Source organism: Shimia sp. MMG029, from assembly GCF_027947445.1.
Taxonomy (GTDB): domain Bacteria; phylum Pseudomonadota; class Alphaproteobacteria; order Rhodobacterales; family Rhodobacteraceae; genus Shimia.
The window spans coordinates 187,896-204,436 of record NZ_JAQJIM010000003.1 but is presented as its reverse complement, the minus strand read 5'-3'; the positions used below and the strand labels follow the sequence as shown (position 1 = coordinate 204,436).

The 16,541-nt window shown below is 58.7% G+C and carries 15 protein-coding genes; 13 read left to right on the top strand and 2 right to left on the bottom strand.

Going from position 1 to position 16,541, the window contains the following annotated elements; translation table 11 throughout:
* The first annotated feature begins 106 nt into the window (after positions 1 to 106).
* The 12 genes from PJL69_RS10365 to PJL69_RS10310 all read left to right on the top strand — a co-directional run bounded on the left by PJL69_RS10365 (position 107) and on the right by PJL69_RS10310 (position 13,568).
* Complete coding sequence (locus tag PJL69_RS10365) at positions 107 to 1,363, top strand: ABC transporter substrate-binding protein (RefSeq protein WP_271309585.1); 1,257 nt, start codon at positions 107 to 109, stop codon at positions 1,361 to 1,363.
* A 100-nt stretch (positions 1,364 to 1,463) separates the two neighbouring features.
* On the top strand, positions 1,464 to 2,390 hold the full coding sequence (locus PJL69_RS10360; RefSeq protein ID WP_209098851.1) for a carbohydrate ABC transporter permease: 927 nt from the start codon (positions 1,464 to 1,466) through the stop codon (positions 2,388 to 2,390).
* A gap of 1 nt (position 2,391) precedes the next feature.
* Positions 2,392 to 3,240: a carbohydrate ABC transporter permease gene (locus PJL69_RS10355; protein ID WP_209098849.1), complete on the top strand. Its 849-nt coding sequence runs from the start codon at positions 2,392 to 2,394 to the stop codon at positions 3,238 to 3,240.
* Positions 3,237 to 5,303, top strand: coding sequence for an alpha-galactosidase (locus PJL69_RS10350; RefSeq protein WP_271309584.1), 2,067 nt, complete (start codon positions 3,237 to 3,239; stop codon positions 5,301 to 5,303). Before PJL69_RS10355 ends, PJL69_RS10350 begins: the two co-directional genes overlap by 4 nt.
* A complete protein-coding gene (locus tag PJL69_RS10345; RefSeq protein WP_271309583.1) occupies positions 5,300 to 7,009 on the top strand; it encodes an IlvD/Edd family dehydratase in 1,710 nt (569 codons plus the stop codon). The genes PJL69_RS10350 and PJL69_RS10345 overlap by 4 nt, the downstream gene beginning before the upstream one ends.
* Positions 7,009 to 7,770, top strand: coding sequence for an SDR family NAD(P)-dependent oxidoreductase (locus PJL69_RS10340; RefSeq protein WP_271309582.1), 762 nt, complete (start codon positions 7,009 to 7,011; stop codon positions 7,768 to 7,770). The genes PJL69_RS10345 and PJL69_RS10340 overlap by 1 nt, the downstream gene beginning before the upstream one ends.
* A gap of 3 nt (positions 7,771 to 7,773) precedes the next feature.
* Positions 7,774 to 8,664, top strand: a complete 891-nt coding sequence (locus PJL69_RS10335; RefSeq protein ID WP_271309581.1) for a 2-dehydro-3-deoxygalactonokinase — start codon at positions 7,774 to 7,776, stop codon at positions 8,662 to 8,664.
* 4 nt (positions 8,665 to 8,668) lie between these two features.
* Entirely contained in the window at positions 8,669 to 9,274 is a 606-nt protein-coding gene (locus PJL69_RS10330) for a 2-dehydro-3-deoxy-6-phosphogalactonate aldolase (protein ID WP_271309580.1), read from the top strand.
* On the top strand, positions 9,271 to 10,131 hold the full coding sequence (locus PJL69_RS10325; protein ID WP_271309579.1) for an SMP-30/gluconolactonase/LRE family protein: 861 nt from the start codon (positions 9,271 to 9,273) through the stop codon (positions 10,129 to 10,131). Before PJL69_RS10330 ends, PJL69_RS10325 begins: the two co-directional genes overlap by 4 nt.
* Positions 10,128 to 12,065: a beta-galactosidase gene (locus PJL69_RS10320; protein ID WP_271309578.1), complete on the top strand. Its 1,938-nt coding sequence runs from the start codon at positions 10,128 to 10,130 to the stop codon at positions 12,063 to 12,065. The genes PJL69_RS10325 and PJL69_RS10320 overlap by 4 nt, the downstream gene beginning before the upstream one ends.
* Before the next feature lie 145 nt (positions 12,066 to 12,210).
* On the top strand, positions 12,211 to 12,672 hold the full coding sequence (locus tag PJL69_RS10315; RefSeq protein WP_271309577.1) for a MarR family winged helix-turn-helix transcriptional regulator: 462 nt from the start codon (positions 12,211 to 12,213) through the stop codon (positions 12,670 to 12,672).
* Positions 12,672 to 13,568 (top strand): alpha/beta hydrolase family protein, encoded by an 897-nt coding sequence (locus PJL69_RS10310; RefSeq protein ID WP_271309576.1) that lies wholly within the window; start codon positions 12,672 to 12,674, stop codon positions 13,566 to 13,568. The genes PJL69_RS10315 and PJL69_RS10310 overlap by 1 nt, the downstream gene beginning before the upstream one ends.
* Before the next feature lie 88 nt (positions 13,569 to 13,656).
* Here PJL69_RS10310 and PJL69_RS10305 read toward each other — a convergent pair whose 3' ends face one another.
* Both PJL69_RS10305 and PJL69_RS10300 read right to left on the bottom strand, forming a co-directional pair.
* The gene (locus PJL69_RS10305; RefSeq protein WP_271309575.1) at positions 13,657 to 14,571 is read right to left on the bottom strand and encodes a manganese-dependent inorganic pyrophosphatase; all 915 of its coding nucleotides are present in this window, start codon (positions 14,569 to 14,571) and stop codon (positions 13,657 to 13,659) included.
* A 103-nt stretch (positions 14,572 to 14,674) separates the two neighbouring features.
* Positions 14,675 to 15,676, bottom strand: coding sequence for a TraB/GumN family protein (locus PJL69_RS10300; RefSeq protein WP_271309574.1), 1,002 nt, complete (start codon positions 15,674 to 15,676; stop codon positions 14,675 to 14,677).
* A 117-nt stretch (positions 15,677 to 15,793) separates the two neighbouring features.
* Between PJL69_RS10300 and PJL69_RS10295 the strand changes: the two genes are divergently transcribed.
* Positions 15,794 to 16,453 (top strand): DUF2161 domain-containing phosphodiesterase, encoded by a 660-nt coding sequence (locus PJL69_RS10295; protein ID WP_271309573.1) that lies wholly within the window; start codon positions 15,794 to 15,796, stop codon positions 16,451 to 16,453.
* Positions 16,454 to 16,541: the final 88 nt, after the last annotated feature.

Below are 16,541 nucleotides of genomic sequence, written 5' to 3'. Positions count from 1 at the left end.
TCTGTTGACAATCTAGCCGAGACTGTGTGTAGTTTTCAATATGTAAAACACGGTTTCAAATAATGGAACTAAAACTTACATAATTTTGGAGCACAGGGAGGACACAATGCTTTCCAAAATGAAAACCACCGCCGCAGCGGCTGCGCTCGCGTCGGCTTTTGCCGTACCAGCGTCCGCAGAGCTTTCTGGCGACCTGACTATTTTCTTGGACACGTCAAACCCGGCGCCACGCGCCACGATGGAAGCGATGATTGCACGGTTCGGTGAGAAGCACCCCGACCTGAACATCGAAACCACCGTGATTGATCGTGAAGCCTACAAAACCCAGATCCGCAACTTCCTGACCGCGAACGCGCCGGACGTTGCCACCTGGTATGCTGCCAACCGTATGCGCCCCTACGTAGAAGCGGGCCTGTTTGAAGATGTATCCGATCTTTATGCAGAGCCAGCCATCGCAGAAGGTTTGGCCTCCACCAAAGGCGCTTTGACCATTGATGACAAGCAGTGGGGCGTGGCCTACACCTACTACCAATGGGGTGTTTACTACCGCAAAGACATCTTTGATGAGCTGGGCCTTTCTGAGCCAACCACCTGGGATGAAGAGAAGGCAAACTGCGCCAAGATCGTTGAGTCTGGCCGCGCCTGCTACACCATCGGCACCAAATACCTGTGGACCGCTGGCGGCTGGTTTGACTATCTGAACATGCGCACCAACGGCTTTGATTTCCACATGGATCTGGCGGCTGGCAACGTGTCTTGGGAAGACGAGCGCGTGAAGCAGACCTTCATGAACTGGAAAGAGCTCGTGGACATGGGCGCGTTCATCAAGGACCACCAGACCTACAGCTGGCAGGAAGCGCTGCCGTTCATGGTGAACGGGGAAGCTGCGGCCTATCTGATGGGCAACTTCGCGGTGGCACCGCTGCGCGAGGCCGGTCTGTCTGATGATCAGCTGGATTTCTACCAGTTTGTGAAGATCAACCCGGATGTCGCGCTGTCTGAAGATGCGCCAACAGACACCTTCCACATCCCTGCAAACGCAAAGAACAAAGAGGCGGCACGTGAGTTCCTGCGCTTTGCGACTTCTGCGGATGAGCAGACCATCATCAACAATGGCAAAAACCTTGGCCAGCTGCCTGTGAACGCAGGCTCCAGCGTGGATGATGACAAGTTCCTGCAGCAGGGCTTTGAGATGCTGTCCACCAATTCCACCGGTGGTGTGGCGCAGTTCTGGGATCGTGACGCGCCTGCTGAAATGGCCAAAGTTTCCATGGAAGGGTTCCAGGAGTTCATGGTGAAGCCAGATCAGTTGGACAAGATCCTTGCGAAACTCGAGCGCGCACGCGGTCGTATCTACAAATAAGATCAAGGGGTTGGGTTGGCACCCTTGCCACCTGACCACTTTTTAGAAAGAGAGGCGGGGGATTTCTCCGCCTCTCAGCCCTCAAACCGCGGGTTATGTTATGACCGTTTCTTCTGAAATTCCTGAAACCGAAAGCTGGTTCCACCGCAATCAACAGCGCATCGCGCCCTGGATTTTCCTGGCGCCGGGCATGTTGTTTTTTGCGGTCTATGTGATCGCGCCGGTTTTCCAATCTTTCAACCTGTCGCTTTATGAATGGGACGGGCTGGGCGAAAAGACCTATGTGGGCTTTCGCAACTATGAAGACCTTTATTGGGAATACGTAGATCGAGACGCCTTTTTCGTGTCGTTGAAAAACAACGTGCTGTGGCTGTTTCTCTACCTGCTTGCCATTCCTGCCGGCCTGTTCATTGCGCTGTTCCTGAACCAGACGGTTGCGGGCATCCGCGTTTATAAGTCGCTGTTCTTCTTTCCTTTTGTAATCAGCCAAGTGGTGGTTGGTCTGGTGTTCAGCTGGTTTTACGATCCGAACTTCGGCCTGTTGAACACAATGCTGGGTTGGGTTGGCATGGGGCCAATCAACGTGCTTGGCAACGAAGATCTGGTGACCTATGGCATCGTCGCGGCGGGCCTTTGGCCGCAGACGGCTTATTGCATGATCCTTTATCTCACCGGCCTGAACGCGGTGGACCCGGAACAGATCGAGGCAGGACGTCTGGATGGGGCAAAGGGCTGGAAAATGCTCTGGCATATCATTCTGCCACAACTGCGCCCGGCGACGTTTATTGCTTTCGTGGTGACGATCATCGGTGCGCTGCGTTCGTTTGACCTGATTTCCATCATGACGCAGGGCGGCCCCTTTGGCAGCTCGCGCGTGCTGGCGTACTACATGTTCGAAGTGGCGCTGTCGGAATACGGCTTCCGCATGGGCTATGGCGCGGCGATTGCTGTGGTGCTGTTCCTGATCATGCTCTGCTTTATCACCTACTTCCTGTGGTCGATGTATCGCGAAGAGAAGGGGCACTGAGATGTTTCCACAACCGATCGAAAAACAGCCACAGGCCGCACAGCTGGCCTACAAAACCATGCTGCCGATTGCGCTTTTGTTCTGGTTGGCACCACTGCTGGCGGTGGCGCTGTTCTCCATCAAGCCGGATGCGGATTTCACCTCTGGCAACTATTGGGGGCTGCCGTCTAGCTTTGAAGGGGCGGCGAACTATGGCCGGGTCTTCTTTGACTCTGACATGCCACGCTATCTGCTGAACTCTTTCCTGATCACCATTCCAACGGTGATTGGCGCCGTGGCGTTGAGCGCGATGACGGGTTTTGCGCTGGGGATCTATAAATTCCGGGCGAACCTCTGGATCTTCTTCATGTTTGTCGCGGGGAACTTTGTACCGTTTCAGATTCTGATGGTGCCAGTGCGCGACCTGACGCTGGAGATGGGGCTCTACAACACCAAGACCGGTCTCGTGCTGTTCCATGTGGCATTCCAGACGGGGTTTTGCACGCTGTTCATGCGCAACTTCATCCGGGCGCTGCCGTTTGAGTTGATTGAGGCGGCACGTGTAGAAGGCGTAAGCGAATGGCGTATCTTTTGGTATGTGGTTCTGCCGCTGATGAAACCGGCGCTGGCGGCGCTGTCAGTGCTGATCTTCACGTTTATCTGGAACGACTACTTCTGGGCAGTGGTCCTGACGCAGGGGGCGGAGAGCCAGCCTGTCACCGCAGGGATCACCTCGTTTAACGCGCAGTATCGCGCGGCGTATCACCTGATGAGCGCAGGCTCGATTGTGGCGGCATTGCCCCCTGTGGCGATGTTCTTTCTGATGCAACGGCACTTCATTGCCGGTCTCACACTGGGAGCTGTGAAGTGACGCAAGCTTTGCAAACCTGGCGCATTGATGCGCCGGGTCAGACTTTGGTTCTGGCCTCTGATGGGGGCGTGCCCGGCGCGCTCTATTGGGGGGCACCTTTGCCTGCCGGGGCAGATCTAGCGGCCTGCGCCGCCGCCACTGAGCGGGATGTGACCGGCGGGATGATTGATCGGTTGCCGGATCTGTCGCTGTGCCCGGAGGCGGGCAACAGTTTTCAGGGGCAGGCCGGGCTGGTGGCTTACCGCGACGGGGCAGCGCTGTATCCGCGTTTCAAGCTGAGTGAAGCGGATGGGGTGCGGTTTGTGTGTGAAGATGCAGAGACCGGGCTGACGCTGACGTTTCAGTTTGCTGTTGAAGGCGGCGTGATTGCCGCATCGACATCACTGATCGCAAAGGAGGAGATCACCCTGCATCATTTGGCGGCGCCTGTGCTGCCGGGGCCGCAGATGGGGGCGGAGATATTGCACTTCTCTGGCCGCTGGGTGGGCGAGTTTCAGATGGAACGCAGCCCATGGTGCGCCGGTATCGTGATGCGAGATGCGCGCACTGGGCGCTCAGGACATGAGCATCCCCCCATTGCCTATTTCCCAGAGGCGGGGGCCACGAACACGCAAGGCCAAGTTTTTGCCATGCACTATGGCTGGTCTGGCGGGCATGTGATGTATGCCGAAGAATTGCCCGATGGACGGCGTCAGATCCAGTGGGGCCATGCCACCGGGACACAGCGGGCCGGCCGGCGGTTTGAAACCGGGAAGCTCTATTTTGCAGTGTCAGAGACGGGTTTGAATGGCTGCGCGGTGGCGTTTCAGCGACACTTGCGCGATGAGGTTGTCACCTGGCCACACCCAGAGCGCCCGCGTCCGGTGCACTACAATTGCTGGGAAGCCGTGTACTTCGATCACAATGTGGATGTGCTGAAGGAAATCGCAGACCGTGCCGCCGCGCTGGGCGCGGAGCGCTTTGTGCTGGATGACGGTTGGTTTGGCAAACGTGATGACGACACGTCGAGCCTTGGAGATTGGGATATTGATCCGCGCAAGTGGCCAGACGGGCTGACCCCGCTGATTGACCATGCTCAGGCGCTGGGCATGGTTTTTGGGCTGTGGTTTGAACCGGAGATGGTCAACCTCGACAGTGATCTGGCGCGGGCGCACCCGGAGTGGATTTTGGGGCCTGCGGATCAGATCGAGGGGCGCCAACAGCGGGTGCTGGATCTCGCCAATGAAGAGGTGCGCGCCCATCTGTTTGGCAAGATCAGCGCGCTCCTTGAGAGCCACGACATTGACTATATCAAGTGGGATCACAACCGTCTGTTGCCGGTGGCAGATGCGGCGCAGGCTGATGGGATCTATGCGCTGTTGGGCGCGTTGCGCGCAGCTTTCCCTCACGTGGAGATCGAAAGCTGTTCCTCTGGTGGTGGTCGGATTGATGCAGGGATTTTGCAGCACACGCAGCGGGTCTGGCTGAGCGACAGCAATGACGCGCGTGAGCGCCTGCGTATTCAACACGATGGCGCGCTGATGCTGCCAGCGGCGATTGCGGGCAGCCATGTGGGCCCGCGCCACTGCCACACATCGGGGCGGGTGCATGACATCCACTTCCGTGCCTGGGTGGCGGCGCAGCGGCACATGGGGTTTGAGATGGATCCCCGTGAGCTGACAGAGGAAGAAGCCGCCGTTCTGACCCGCGTGACCGCATGGTGGAAAGCCAATCGCGACTGGCGCATGGAAGCCGATATTCTGCGCCTTGATGCAGCCGATCCAAGTGTGATTGCCGAGCTGCAACTGGCACGGGATAAGACGCGCTTTGTGATGTTTGCCGGTAAGGCAGAGACCGGGCGCCAGAGCGTGCCGCGCCCATTGCGCCTGACCGCACTAGAGCCAGACGCGCACTACGAAATTGAACTTATCAATCGCGATGAGGCGCATCATTTGTCCCGTCGCGCACTGCCGATAAAGGACGGCCCGCTGACATTGAGCGGCCAGTTCCTCATGCAACATGGCCTAATCCTGCCCTGGTCTTTCCCGGATCAGATGTGGGTGATTGAAGGAAAACGAGTATGACCAAGAAACGTCGTTCCCAGCATTGGTATGGCAAGCTAGACAAGGACGGGTTCATTCACCGCAGCTGGATGAAGAACCAGGGGTTTCCCGATCATGCCTTTGACGGGCGGCCGATCATCGGGATCTGTAACACTTGGTCGGAGCTGACGCCTTGTAACTCTGGCCTGCGCACGCTGGCAGAAGGCGTGAAACGCGGCGTCTGGGAGGCCGGTGGCTTTCCTGTCGAATTCCCGGTGATGTCGCTGGGGGAAACCCAGATGAAACCCACCGCGATGCTGTTTCGCAATCTGCTGGCGATGGACGTGGAGGAAAGCATCCGCGCCTACGGCATTGACGGTGTTGTGCTGTTGGGGGGCTGTGACAAGACCACGCCGGGACAGTTGATGGGGGCGGCGTCGGTGGATTTGCCGACCATCGTTGTGAGCTCTGGTCCGATGCTGAACGGCAAGTTCAAAGGCAAGGATATTGGCTCTGGCACGGATGTCTGGAAGTTTTCTGAGGAAGTGCGCGCGGGCGAGATGACCCTGCAGGATTTCATGAACGCGGAAAGCGGGATGAGCCGCAGCGCGGGCGTGTGCATGACCATGGGCACGGCCTCAACCATGGCGTCCCTTGTGGAAGCCATGGGTATGTCGTTGCCCACCAATGCAGCGCTGCCTGCGGTGGATGCGCGCCGGATGGCGCTGGCGCATCTGACGGGTAAGCGCATTGTCGAGATGGTGGATGAAGATCTGAAACCGTCGGACATCCTTACAAAAGAAGCCTTTGAAAACGCCATTCTGGCCAATGCAGCCGTCGGTGGATCCACCAACGCTGTGGTGCATTTGCTGGCGCTCGCGGGCCGCGTGGGTGTGGATCTGACGCTGAAAGATTTTGAGATCGGCTCTGAAATCCCGCTGCTTGTAAACTGTATGCCGTCGGGCAAATACCTGATGGAAGATTTCTGCTACGCGGGCGGCGTGCCTGCCGTGCTTAGCCAGCTGAAGGAGCACGTGCGTCCGGCCAACACTGTGCTGGGCAAAGATATCGCCACCTATCATGACGGTGCCGAGATCTATAATGACGACGTGATCCGCCCATTGGACAACCCGGTCAAACCTGCTGCGGGTCTGCGCGTGTTGCGGGGCAACCTTGCGCCCAATGGGGCGATTGTGAAGCCCTCTGCGGCCACGGATGCGCTTTTGGAACATGAGGGTGAGGCCTTTGTGTTTGAGAACATCGAAGACCTTAAGGCCAACATTGATCGACCTGATCTGCCGGTGACGCCCGACACCATTCTGGTTCTGAAAGGCTGTGGCCCGAAAGGCTATCCGGGGATGCCGGAAGTGGGCAACATGCCAATCCCTGGCAAACTGGTGAAAGAGGGCGTGCGCGATATGATCCGCGTGTCTGATGCGCGTATGTCGGGCACGGCTTTTGGAACTGTGATCCTGCATGTGAGCCCCGAGGCGCAGGCAGGCGGCACGCTGGCGCTGGTGAAAACCGGTGATCGGATCAAGGTTTCTGCACAAAATGGTGTGCTGGAGTTGTTGGTGGATGAGGCAGAGCTAGAAGCGCGTCGCGCAGACTGGCAACCCGATCCTGAGCATTATACACGCGGCTACGCGAAACTTTATTATGACCACGTGTTGCAAGCGGACAAAGGGGCGGATCTCGACTTCCTCGTTGGCAAAGACACGCGTTTGGTCACACGGGAGAGCCACTGATGACAGGCACCATTTTTCCTGACCTAAAAGGCAAATCTGTTTACATTACCGGCGGCGCAAGCGGCATTGGCGCGGCTCTGACTGACGGCTTTATGGCGCAGGGCGCAAAGGTTGCGATCATCGGGCGCTCTGCTGCGGATGATTTCATCGCTCAGATGGAAACGAAACACGGGGTGACCCCGCTGTTTATGCAGGGCGATATCTCTGACATTCCACGCCTGCAGGAGACCATTCAACAGGCGGTCGGAGAACATGGTGGTTTGGACATTGTGGTCAACAATGCCGCCAATGATCGCCGCCACACGCTCGATGAGGTCGATGAAGAGTTTTATGACTGGATGCAGGCTGTAAACCAGAAGGCCTATTTCTTTGCCTGTCAGGAAGCGGCGCGGCAGATGACAGAGGGTGGCTCTATCATCAATTTCAGCTCGATCAGCTATATCATGGGCAATGCGGGTTATCCGATCTATGCCAGTGCCAATGCAGCGATCACCGGGATGACACGGGCGTTGGCACGTGAACTTGGCCCCAAAGGCATTCGCGTAAATGCACTGGCCCCGGGTTGGGTGCTGACACAGAAACAGCTGGATATGTGGGCTGATCCAGAGGCGCTGGCCGGGCATATGGAGCGTCAGTGCCTGAAAGAGCATTTGAAGCCCGAGGATATGATCGATCCGACGCTGTATCTCGCCTCCAATGCCAGCCGGATGATGACCGGTCAGTGTATGGCGGTTGATGGCGGCGTTGTGGTTTCGGGGTAAGTGATGAGCGTGCAAGCAGAATGGATCGCGGTGGATTGGGGCACGTCTCGGTTGCGGGCCTTTGCCATGGCAGGCGAGAAGGTGCTGGCCACTGCCGAGTCCGAAAAGGGCATGTCCAAGCTCAGCAAGGCAGAGTTTGAACCGGCCCTGATGGCGCTGGTTGGTGACTGGCAGGGCGCTGGCGTGACCGATGTGATTGCCTGTGGCATGGTTGGTGCGCGGCAGGGCTGGGTCGAGGCCCCCTATAGCGCGGTGCCTGCGCCCGCTTTGGCGGAAAAGATCATTCGTGTGCCAGACACAGATCCGCGCCTGCGGGTGCATGTGGTGCCGGGTCTGAAACAGGTGAGCCCCGCCGATGTGATGCGCGGCGAAGAAACACAGGTGGCAGGTTTTCTAGCAAACCATCAGAACTGGGACGGAGTTCTGTGCCTGCCGGGGACCCACACGAAATGGGTGCATGTGAGCGCGGACGAGGTCGTGAGTTTCCGCACCTTTATGACCGGAGAGCTGTTTGCGCTGCTGTCCAAACAATCGGTGCTGCAGCATTCAGTGGGCGAAGGCTGGGACGAAGACGCCTTTCGCGCAGGCATGGATGTAACGCTGTCGCGCCCGGAAAACCTTGCCACTGAGCTGTTTGCGATCCGGGCCAGTGACCTGCTGGAGGCGACGCCCGCGTCGGTTGGCCGTGCGCGCCTCTCCGGCCTGCTTCTGGGCGCGGAGTTGGCGGCATCGCGCCCCTATTGGCTGGGGCAGCAGATCGCGGTGATTGGCGATGCGGCGCTCTCGGGGATCTACGCTGAGGCGCTGAAGGCGCAGGGCGGGTTTGTCTCTGTGGTGGATTGCCAGGAAATGACACTTGCGGGGCTGATCGCCGCGCGCAACCTTTTGGGATAACAACATGAGCCGGTCGATTATTGCGATCTTGCGCGGGGTGACCCCGGGCGAAGTGGAAGCGATTGCAGGTGAAATTCTTGCTGCGGGTATTGATAAAATCGAGGTACCGCTGAACTCGCCTGAGCCGCTGGAGAGTATCGGATTGCTTGCGAAATCCATTGGCGATCAAGCGCTTGTCGGTGCGGGCACGGTGCTGGAGGTGGCGCAGGTGGACGCGGTGAAAGCGGTTGGCGGGCAGTTGATTGTTTCGCCCAATTGCGATGTGGAGGTGATTGCTCATACCGCAAGCCTTGGCATGGAAAGCTGGCCCGGCGTGTTCACCCCGACAGAAGCTTTTGCCGCGCTGAAGGCCGGCGCAACAGGGCTAAAACTTTTCCCCGGTGACATGGCGGGGCCAGCAGGCCTTAAGGCGATGCGCGCCGTGCTGCCCAAAGACCGCGCGGTCTATGCTGTGGGCGGTGCGGGACCGGACAACTTTGGAGAGTGGGTCGCGGCAGGCGCGAGCGGGTTTGGCATCGGTTCTGCGATTTACAAGCCGGGCGACAGCGCAGCTGAGGTGCGGGCTAAGGCAGATGCGATTGTGGCGGCTTTTGATGAGGCGATGTCATGAGTGCAGTGTTTGACAACCGGGTCTGTGAGCTGGGCGAAGGGCCACTTTGGCATCCGGTGCGGGAACAGCTTTATTGGTTTGACATCAAAGGCAAGCGCCTGCTGACCCAGCGCATGGGCGTCACGCAGGAATGGCAATTTGATGAGCATTTCTCTGCGGCAGGCTGGGTTGACGAGGACACGCTGATTGTTGCCTCAGAGACGGCGCTGTGGCGGATGGATCTGGAAACCGGTCTGCGCGAACATGTGATCGCGCTGGAAGCGGACAATCCGGTGACGCGCTCCAACGATGGGCGCGCGGATCCCTGGGGTGGCTTCTGGATCGGGACCATGGGGAAATCTGCTGAGGCCAAGGCGGGCGCGATCTATCGCTTCTACAAAGGGGAACTGCGTCAGGTGGTTGGCGATATCACCATTTCCAACGCGATCTGTTTTGATCAGACAAGGGCCTGTGCCTATTACACCGATACGCCGACAGGTCAGGTGAGGCGCCAAAGCGTGGACCCGGAAACCGGCTGGCCTCAGAGCGCGGCGGAGGTGTATCTTGACCTGAAGGCGGAAGGTTTGAACCCGGATGGCGCGGTGGTGGATGCCGAAGGCAACGTCTGGATCGCGCAATGGGGTGCGTCGCGTGTGGCGGCCTATGATCCTGAGGGCCGCTTTGTAAAAGCTGTGGAGGTGGGTGCGCTGCAAGCCTCGTGCCCGGCCTTTGGCGGGCCTGAGCTGCGTGATCTCTATATCACCACAGCGGCGGAGGATCTGGCGGCAGATGTGCTGGCAGCTGCGCCGGAGAATGGCATGACATTTGTTCAGGAAAACGCCGGTCAGGGCGTCGCGGAACCGCGGGTGATCCTATGAAACAAGAGCTTGGCGTCTGTTATTATCCGGAGCATTGGCCGGAGGAAATGTGGGCGAAAGATGCCGCCGATATGATCGCAGCAGGCATCACCTGGGTGCGGATTGGCGAATTTGCCTGGAGCCGGATGGAGGCTGTGGCGGGCACGCTGACGCTCGAGTGGTTGGACCGCGCGATTGACGTGCTGGGCAGTGCGGGCTTGAAGGTTGTGCTGGGCACGCCAACAGCCACACCGCCGCGTTGGATGATCGACAAGCATCCCGACATGCTGGCGGTTGATGAGAATGGCAACCCGCGCAAGTTTGGCTCGCGTCGGCATTACTGCTTCAGTCATGAAGGGTTTAAGGCGGAAAGCGCGCGGATCACCAAGATCATTGCAGAGCGCTATGGGAAGAACCCGCATGTGGCCGCATGGCAGACCGACAATGAATACGGCTGTCATGACACGATCATCAGCTATTCAGAGCCCGCGAAAATCGCGTTCCAAGCCTGGTGCAAGGCGCGCTATGGCACTGTTGAGGCGCTGAACGCGGCCTGGGGCAATATTTTCTGGTCGATGGAGTATTTCTCCTTTGATCAGATCGACTTGCCCAACCTCACGGTGACCGAGCCGAACCCTGCGCATGTGCTGGCCTTCCGCCGGTTTTCTTCTGATCAGGTGGTGGCGTTTAACAAGGTGCAGACCGATATCCTGCGCGCCCATACCGATGCGCCGCTGATCCATAACTACATGGGTCGCATCCTGGAATTTGACCACTTTGATGTTGGCGCAGACCTCGATATCGCGAGCTGGGACAGCTATCCGATTGGCTTCCTGTCAGACCGATTGGAGGCGTCAGAGGATCACAAGGCGCGGTTCCTGCGCCAAGGCGATCCGGACATGCAGGCCTTCCACCACGATCTTTATCGTGCGGTGGGCAAGGGGCGTTGGTGGGTCATGGAGCAGCAGCCGGGCCCTGTGAACTGGGCGCCATACAATCCCGCGCCTTTGCCGGGGATGGTGGCGCTGTGGTCGCTTGAGGCCTTTGCCCATGGGGCAGAGGTGGTGAGCTACTTCCGCTGGCGGCAGGCACCGTTTGCGCAGGAGCAGATGCACGCGGGGCTGCAAACGCCCGATGGCCGTGAGGCTCCGGGTATGGATGAGGCGCGTGCGGTGGCCAAGATCTTGGCCGCTTTGCCCGCGCAAGAGACACAGCAGGCCGAGGTGGCGCTGGTGTTTGATTATTCTTCGGATTGGGCCTGGCACACACAGCCGCAGGGCGCCGGGTTTGACTATTTCCGACTGGTGTTTTCGGCCTATCGCGGGCTGCGCCGTGCGGGGCTGTCGGTGGATATCGTAAGTGCCTCTTGTCGTGACTTTACGGGCTACAAAGCGGTGTTTGCGCCGGGGGTGGCGACGGTGGATCCGGCCTTGGTGGAGGCGGTGAGCGCCGCAGGCGCGCTGGGCATTTACGGGCCGCGCACCGGGGCCATTACCGAAGACTTCTTTATACCCGCGGGTGGCCGCCCTGAGTTGCCGGGGCTGGATGTGCGCGTTGAGCTGATTGAAAGCATGCCACCCCATGCCGGGATGCCGGTAGCGGGGGGCGGAATGGCCGATCACTGGCACGAGCGGTTGAGCGGCGCAGCAGAAGTGTTGCTGGCAACCGAAGCGGGCGCGCCGGTGCTGATGGGGCAGGGGGACCGTTGGTATCTCGGCAGCTTCCCTGATGATGCGTTGTGGGATCGGCTTGTGGCTATGGCGGCTGAGAAGGCTGGTTTCGCTGTCAGCCTCGTGCCGGAGGGCCTGCGCAAACGCCGATTTGGGGAGCTGGAATTTGTGATTAACTACAATGGCTTTGCAGAAACTCTTGGGGATGTGACGGTGCCAGCCTGCGGCGTTGTGGTGCTTCGAGGTGGCAAGCCGATTGCGGTAAGCGATCTGAGCCGGAGCTGATCCAGGGCTCCCAAATTGATTCACAGAAAGGGCGAGGGGTTTTCTCTCGCCCTTTTTTATTGGCGTTACGTCACCGTAAAGATAGCTTGTCAAAGCACATAGTTCGTATACGAATTATCCCGAACAAATTCGGATGCGAATAAACATGGCCAGACAACCCCGTCTGTTTTTTCTGATCAACAAAGCCTATGCGGCGCTGGCGCGGGCGTCTGAGCGGAAGACGCAAGCCATGGCTGGGCTGTCGATGCCGCAACATGGTGTCTTGGCGCTTTTGTCCAAAGAGGACGGTCAAACGGCGACCGACCTAGCCAAAACACTTTCGATGCGCAAATCGAGCCTCAGCGGGCTGATTGACCGTATGGTGGAGCGCGGTTTTGTCCGCCGCGCGCGTGAGGATGCTGATGGGCGCGTGGTGCGAGTATACCTTGAACCCTCTGCGCAGGACTTACTGCAGCGTACGTTGCCTTTGGTTCAACACATCAACGGGCTGCTGCTAACACCGTTTGACGCGGCCGAACAGGAGGTGATCGAGCGCTTTCTGACCCATATGGCTGAGAATGCCGAAGAGATCATTGAACAGGTAGATTTTACTGAGGAGCGAGCGTGATGTTGGATATGCGTGAAGTTGCCGTCGACGATGTACCACTCACCACCGAGGATGGCACGGCGCTGGCTGGCACGTTCTATCGAGGGGCTGCGCCGCAGGTGGCGATCCTGATTTCGGCAGGCACCGGATATCCGCGCAGGTTTTATCGTCATGCGGCGGCCTATCTTGCGGCGCGGGGCGCGCTGGTTCTGTCCTATGATTTTCGTGGGATTGGCGACAGCGGCGGTGGAGATCTCGCGGCTTCTGAGATCGACTATCCCGATTGGGGGCGGTTGGATATGACGGCGGCGCTAAGCTGGTTGGCGCAGGAGGCGGAGGGGCTGCCACTGACCACATTGGGCCATAGCGTTGGCGGGCAGTTTGTCGGATTTGCGCAGAACAATACACTGGCGGTGCGGCACGCTTTTGTGGCGGTGGGTAGCGGATATTGGCGGCTGCACAAGCCTGCGAATTGGCCGCTGGAGCTGTTCTGGTGGTGGGGCTATGGCAGCTATTGCCTTGCGCGATATGGATTTATTCCCGCAGGCGGCATCTGGGGCGGAGAGGCTTTGCCGCCTAAGGTATTCCGAACGTGGCGGCGGTGGAGCTGTCGGAGGAGCTATCTGTTGCCGGATCTCGTATCAGGCAAATACCCGCATCACTACGATCAGGTGACCGCCCCGATGTGCTCCTGGTGTTTGAGCGATGATCCGATAGCGACGAGGGCCGCCTCTGAGGACACGCTGTCCTATTATTCCCGTGCAGAGAAGCATCTGGCTTTGCGCACACCCGCGGCGCTGGGCGTCAAGAAGCTGGGCCATGAAGGCGCGTTTCGCAAAGGCCGGGAGGCGCTTTGGGCCGAGCTTTGGGACTGGCTGGCGGAGGGGGCGTTGCCGGAGCGGGCTGTGGCGAAATGATTGGTGAGGTGCCCTACGGGTTGGTTGCGGCATAGAAAAAGGCCGGTGTAGGGACACACCGGCCTTTCGTTTTGAGATATGCGCGCGATCAGACTTTGAGGTTTGGAATGATCTGCTTTTTGCGGCTCACAACGCCCGGCAGCACAACGCTGTCACCTTCGGCGGTTGCGTCAAAGGACTTCGCAGCAACGGTTTTCACCAGATCGTTTGGCACCAGCAGTGTGCTTTCTTCGTTCAGGATGTCCACTACGAAGAGCAAAACCTGATCCACGCCATCTTCAGAGGCCACGGTGGTCATGCTTTCCATCAAGGAAGCTTTGCGGTCCAGCACGATGGCAGGAGAGGTGGTTTCCAGAACGGAGACGCGGAACTTGGTGCCGTCGACTTCGTATTCTTTGGAGTCCATGCGCAGTAGTTCTGCGTCGGAGAAAGAAGACACGTCGGATTTTGCGGCAAACATTTCAGCAGCATAAGACGGGATGTCGATGCCCAGATCGGCGGCCAGTTTCTCGGCCACGGCTTTGTCGTGATCGGTGGTGGTTGGGCTGCGGAATTCCAGCGTGTCAGACAGGATGCAGGTCAGCATGGTGCCTTTGATCCAGTCTGGCATCTCGATGTCGCCCATCAGATCGTGCATGATGGTCGCGGTACAGGCCACGGGACGGATGGTGATGTCGATCGGGCCTTTGGTTTCCAGACCGCCGACCAGCTTGTGGTGGTCGATGATCGCCTGAACGTCAGCGCCGTTGATGTTGGCGGGCAGCTCGGCCGGGTTGTTGGTGTCAACAATCACCACGGCGGCGTCATCTGCGACGTCGCCGATGATCTCAGGCTTGGTAAGGTCCCAGCGGTTCAGCAGCCATGCGGCTTCGGTGTTGGGCTCGCCCAGCAGCTTTGCTTCGGCTGGGGTGCTTTTGATTTCAGAGAGATACCACGCCCAGATGATCGGGGAGCCGGTGGAATCGGTGTCTGGGGATTTGTGGCCAAAAACCTGAATGGTCATGTCTGGAGGTCCTTAGGAAATGGGGAAAATTGTGAAGTTGCGCGCCTTATAAAAGGGCGCGCTGACTTTGTCACGGGGGCAGGCTGAATGGCGGCAATTTGGCCTAGAGATCGAGACGCGTGATGGTGAAGCCTGCGGCGTTTAGCTGTGAAAGGACGCCGTGTTTGCCGGGCAGGTGCAACGCGCCAAATGCGATCAGCGAGGGGGTTTCGGACAAGGCCGGTGCGAGCACTTTGACCCAGTCGGTGTTCCGGGCGACTATGAGGTCTTTCTCAACCTGTTGGAGCAAGTCAGCGATGCGTTCCGCGTCTGTGTCACCCTTAGCGGCCGCGAGCATGTCAGCCCGGTTTAACTCCCAGATAAGCTGAATGGTTTCAGAGAGATACATATCGATTACGGTTGGGATCATCTCTGGCGCTGAGAGGTCGGTGCCCAGTGTGAGAGACCAGCGCAGATCATCCACCTGTGCCTCAATCGGATCGCTGGCCAAGAGGCTGATCAGGCGTTCGGTTGTGTCGAGTGACATGCGGGGCAGGTCACGTTCTTGAGCAAGTGCTTCAATCTGAAGATCGAGCCCTTTTTTGCCTGATTTTACAATATCAAAGGCGCAGGGGGGCACCATGAGTGTGAGGCCCAAAAACCACGGTTGGTAGCGTGCGGCCATGAAAGGAGGCATGCCGCGCTCTTTGAGTTGCTCAGCGACCACGGTCCAGTGTTCTGGCCCCAGCCGGTCAATCAGAGAGGGGCCCGTTTCGATCAAAAACAGCTCTGGGTGCTGGGTGAGATGGCGTTGAAAGCCGAGCTGGTCTTCGGATGTCATCTCCATAAAGAGCTGTTGGGGTGGCGGGGTGAGGCTGCGCAGGCGCGTCACGGTGGCTGCATGTCGGGGCAGGTGCAGATGGAAGGTGCCGATGATGTGGGAGACAACACCGTCTTTCTCCACCCGCCAGAGCAGACCTTCGGAAAAGGGGGCCTCTGCGGCGGCATTCTGCATGGCTGTGCGTTCAGCCTCGGGCCGTTGATCAAACAGGTTTGGGCCTTCGCAATTGGCCATGGCTGTCCCGGAAAAGCCGAGCATAAACAATAGTGTATAAAGAACGCGCATCATGTGCCTCATAGGATTTGACGCCAAATTAACAGCTTGATCCGTGCGCTCAAGGGGGGAGACTGCTGGCGGCAACAGCGCGGTAGGCTTTCGACGCATTTGGCGCTACCAAGAGGTATGAGCAGGATCGCAGAAACAGAACTTTATGCCCCGATCAAAGCCTGGCTGGAGGCGCGGGGATTTGAGGTGAAGGCCGAAGTGGGGGCAGCGGATGTGGTGGCGCTGCGGGCAGGGGAAGAGCCTGTCATCATAGAGTTAAAGACTGGTTTCTCCCTCGCGTTGCTGCAACAGGCAGTGGCGCGTCAGGCGGTGACGGATGCGGTCTATGTGGCGGTGCCGCGCTGGAAGGGGCGCGCCGGATGGAAGGCGTTTTCCGGCAATATTGGCTTGTGCAAGCGGCTGGGGCTTGGGGTGCTGTCGGTGCGGCTGAAAGACGGCGCCGTGGAAGCCCATTGTGATCCGGTGCCGTTTCAGCCACGCAAGTCAAAAACGCGTAAGTCTAAGCTATTAAAAGCGTTTTCGCGGCTTGAAGGCGATCCGAATGTGGGCGGGACGCGCGGCGCAACGGTGACGGTTTACCGTCAGGACGCGGAAAAATGCGCGGTTTTTCTCAATGAAAATGGTGCCAGCCGGGGGCGGGATGTGGCCGGCGGCACAGGTGTGGAGAACGCCACAACCCTGATGCGGGACAACCACTATGGTTGGTTTGAGAAGGTCGAAAAAGGCGTCTACATGTTGAGCGCATCTGGCGTCGCGGCGCTTGCAGATGCGGGTTAAGTGTTGCGCCGGGACGGTGCCTTCATCTGAAAAAGGGGCCCTGTTGGCACGTCGGTATTGCGTCGGTATTACGACTGTTTCGCGACGG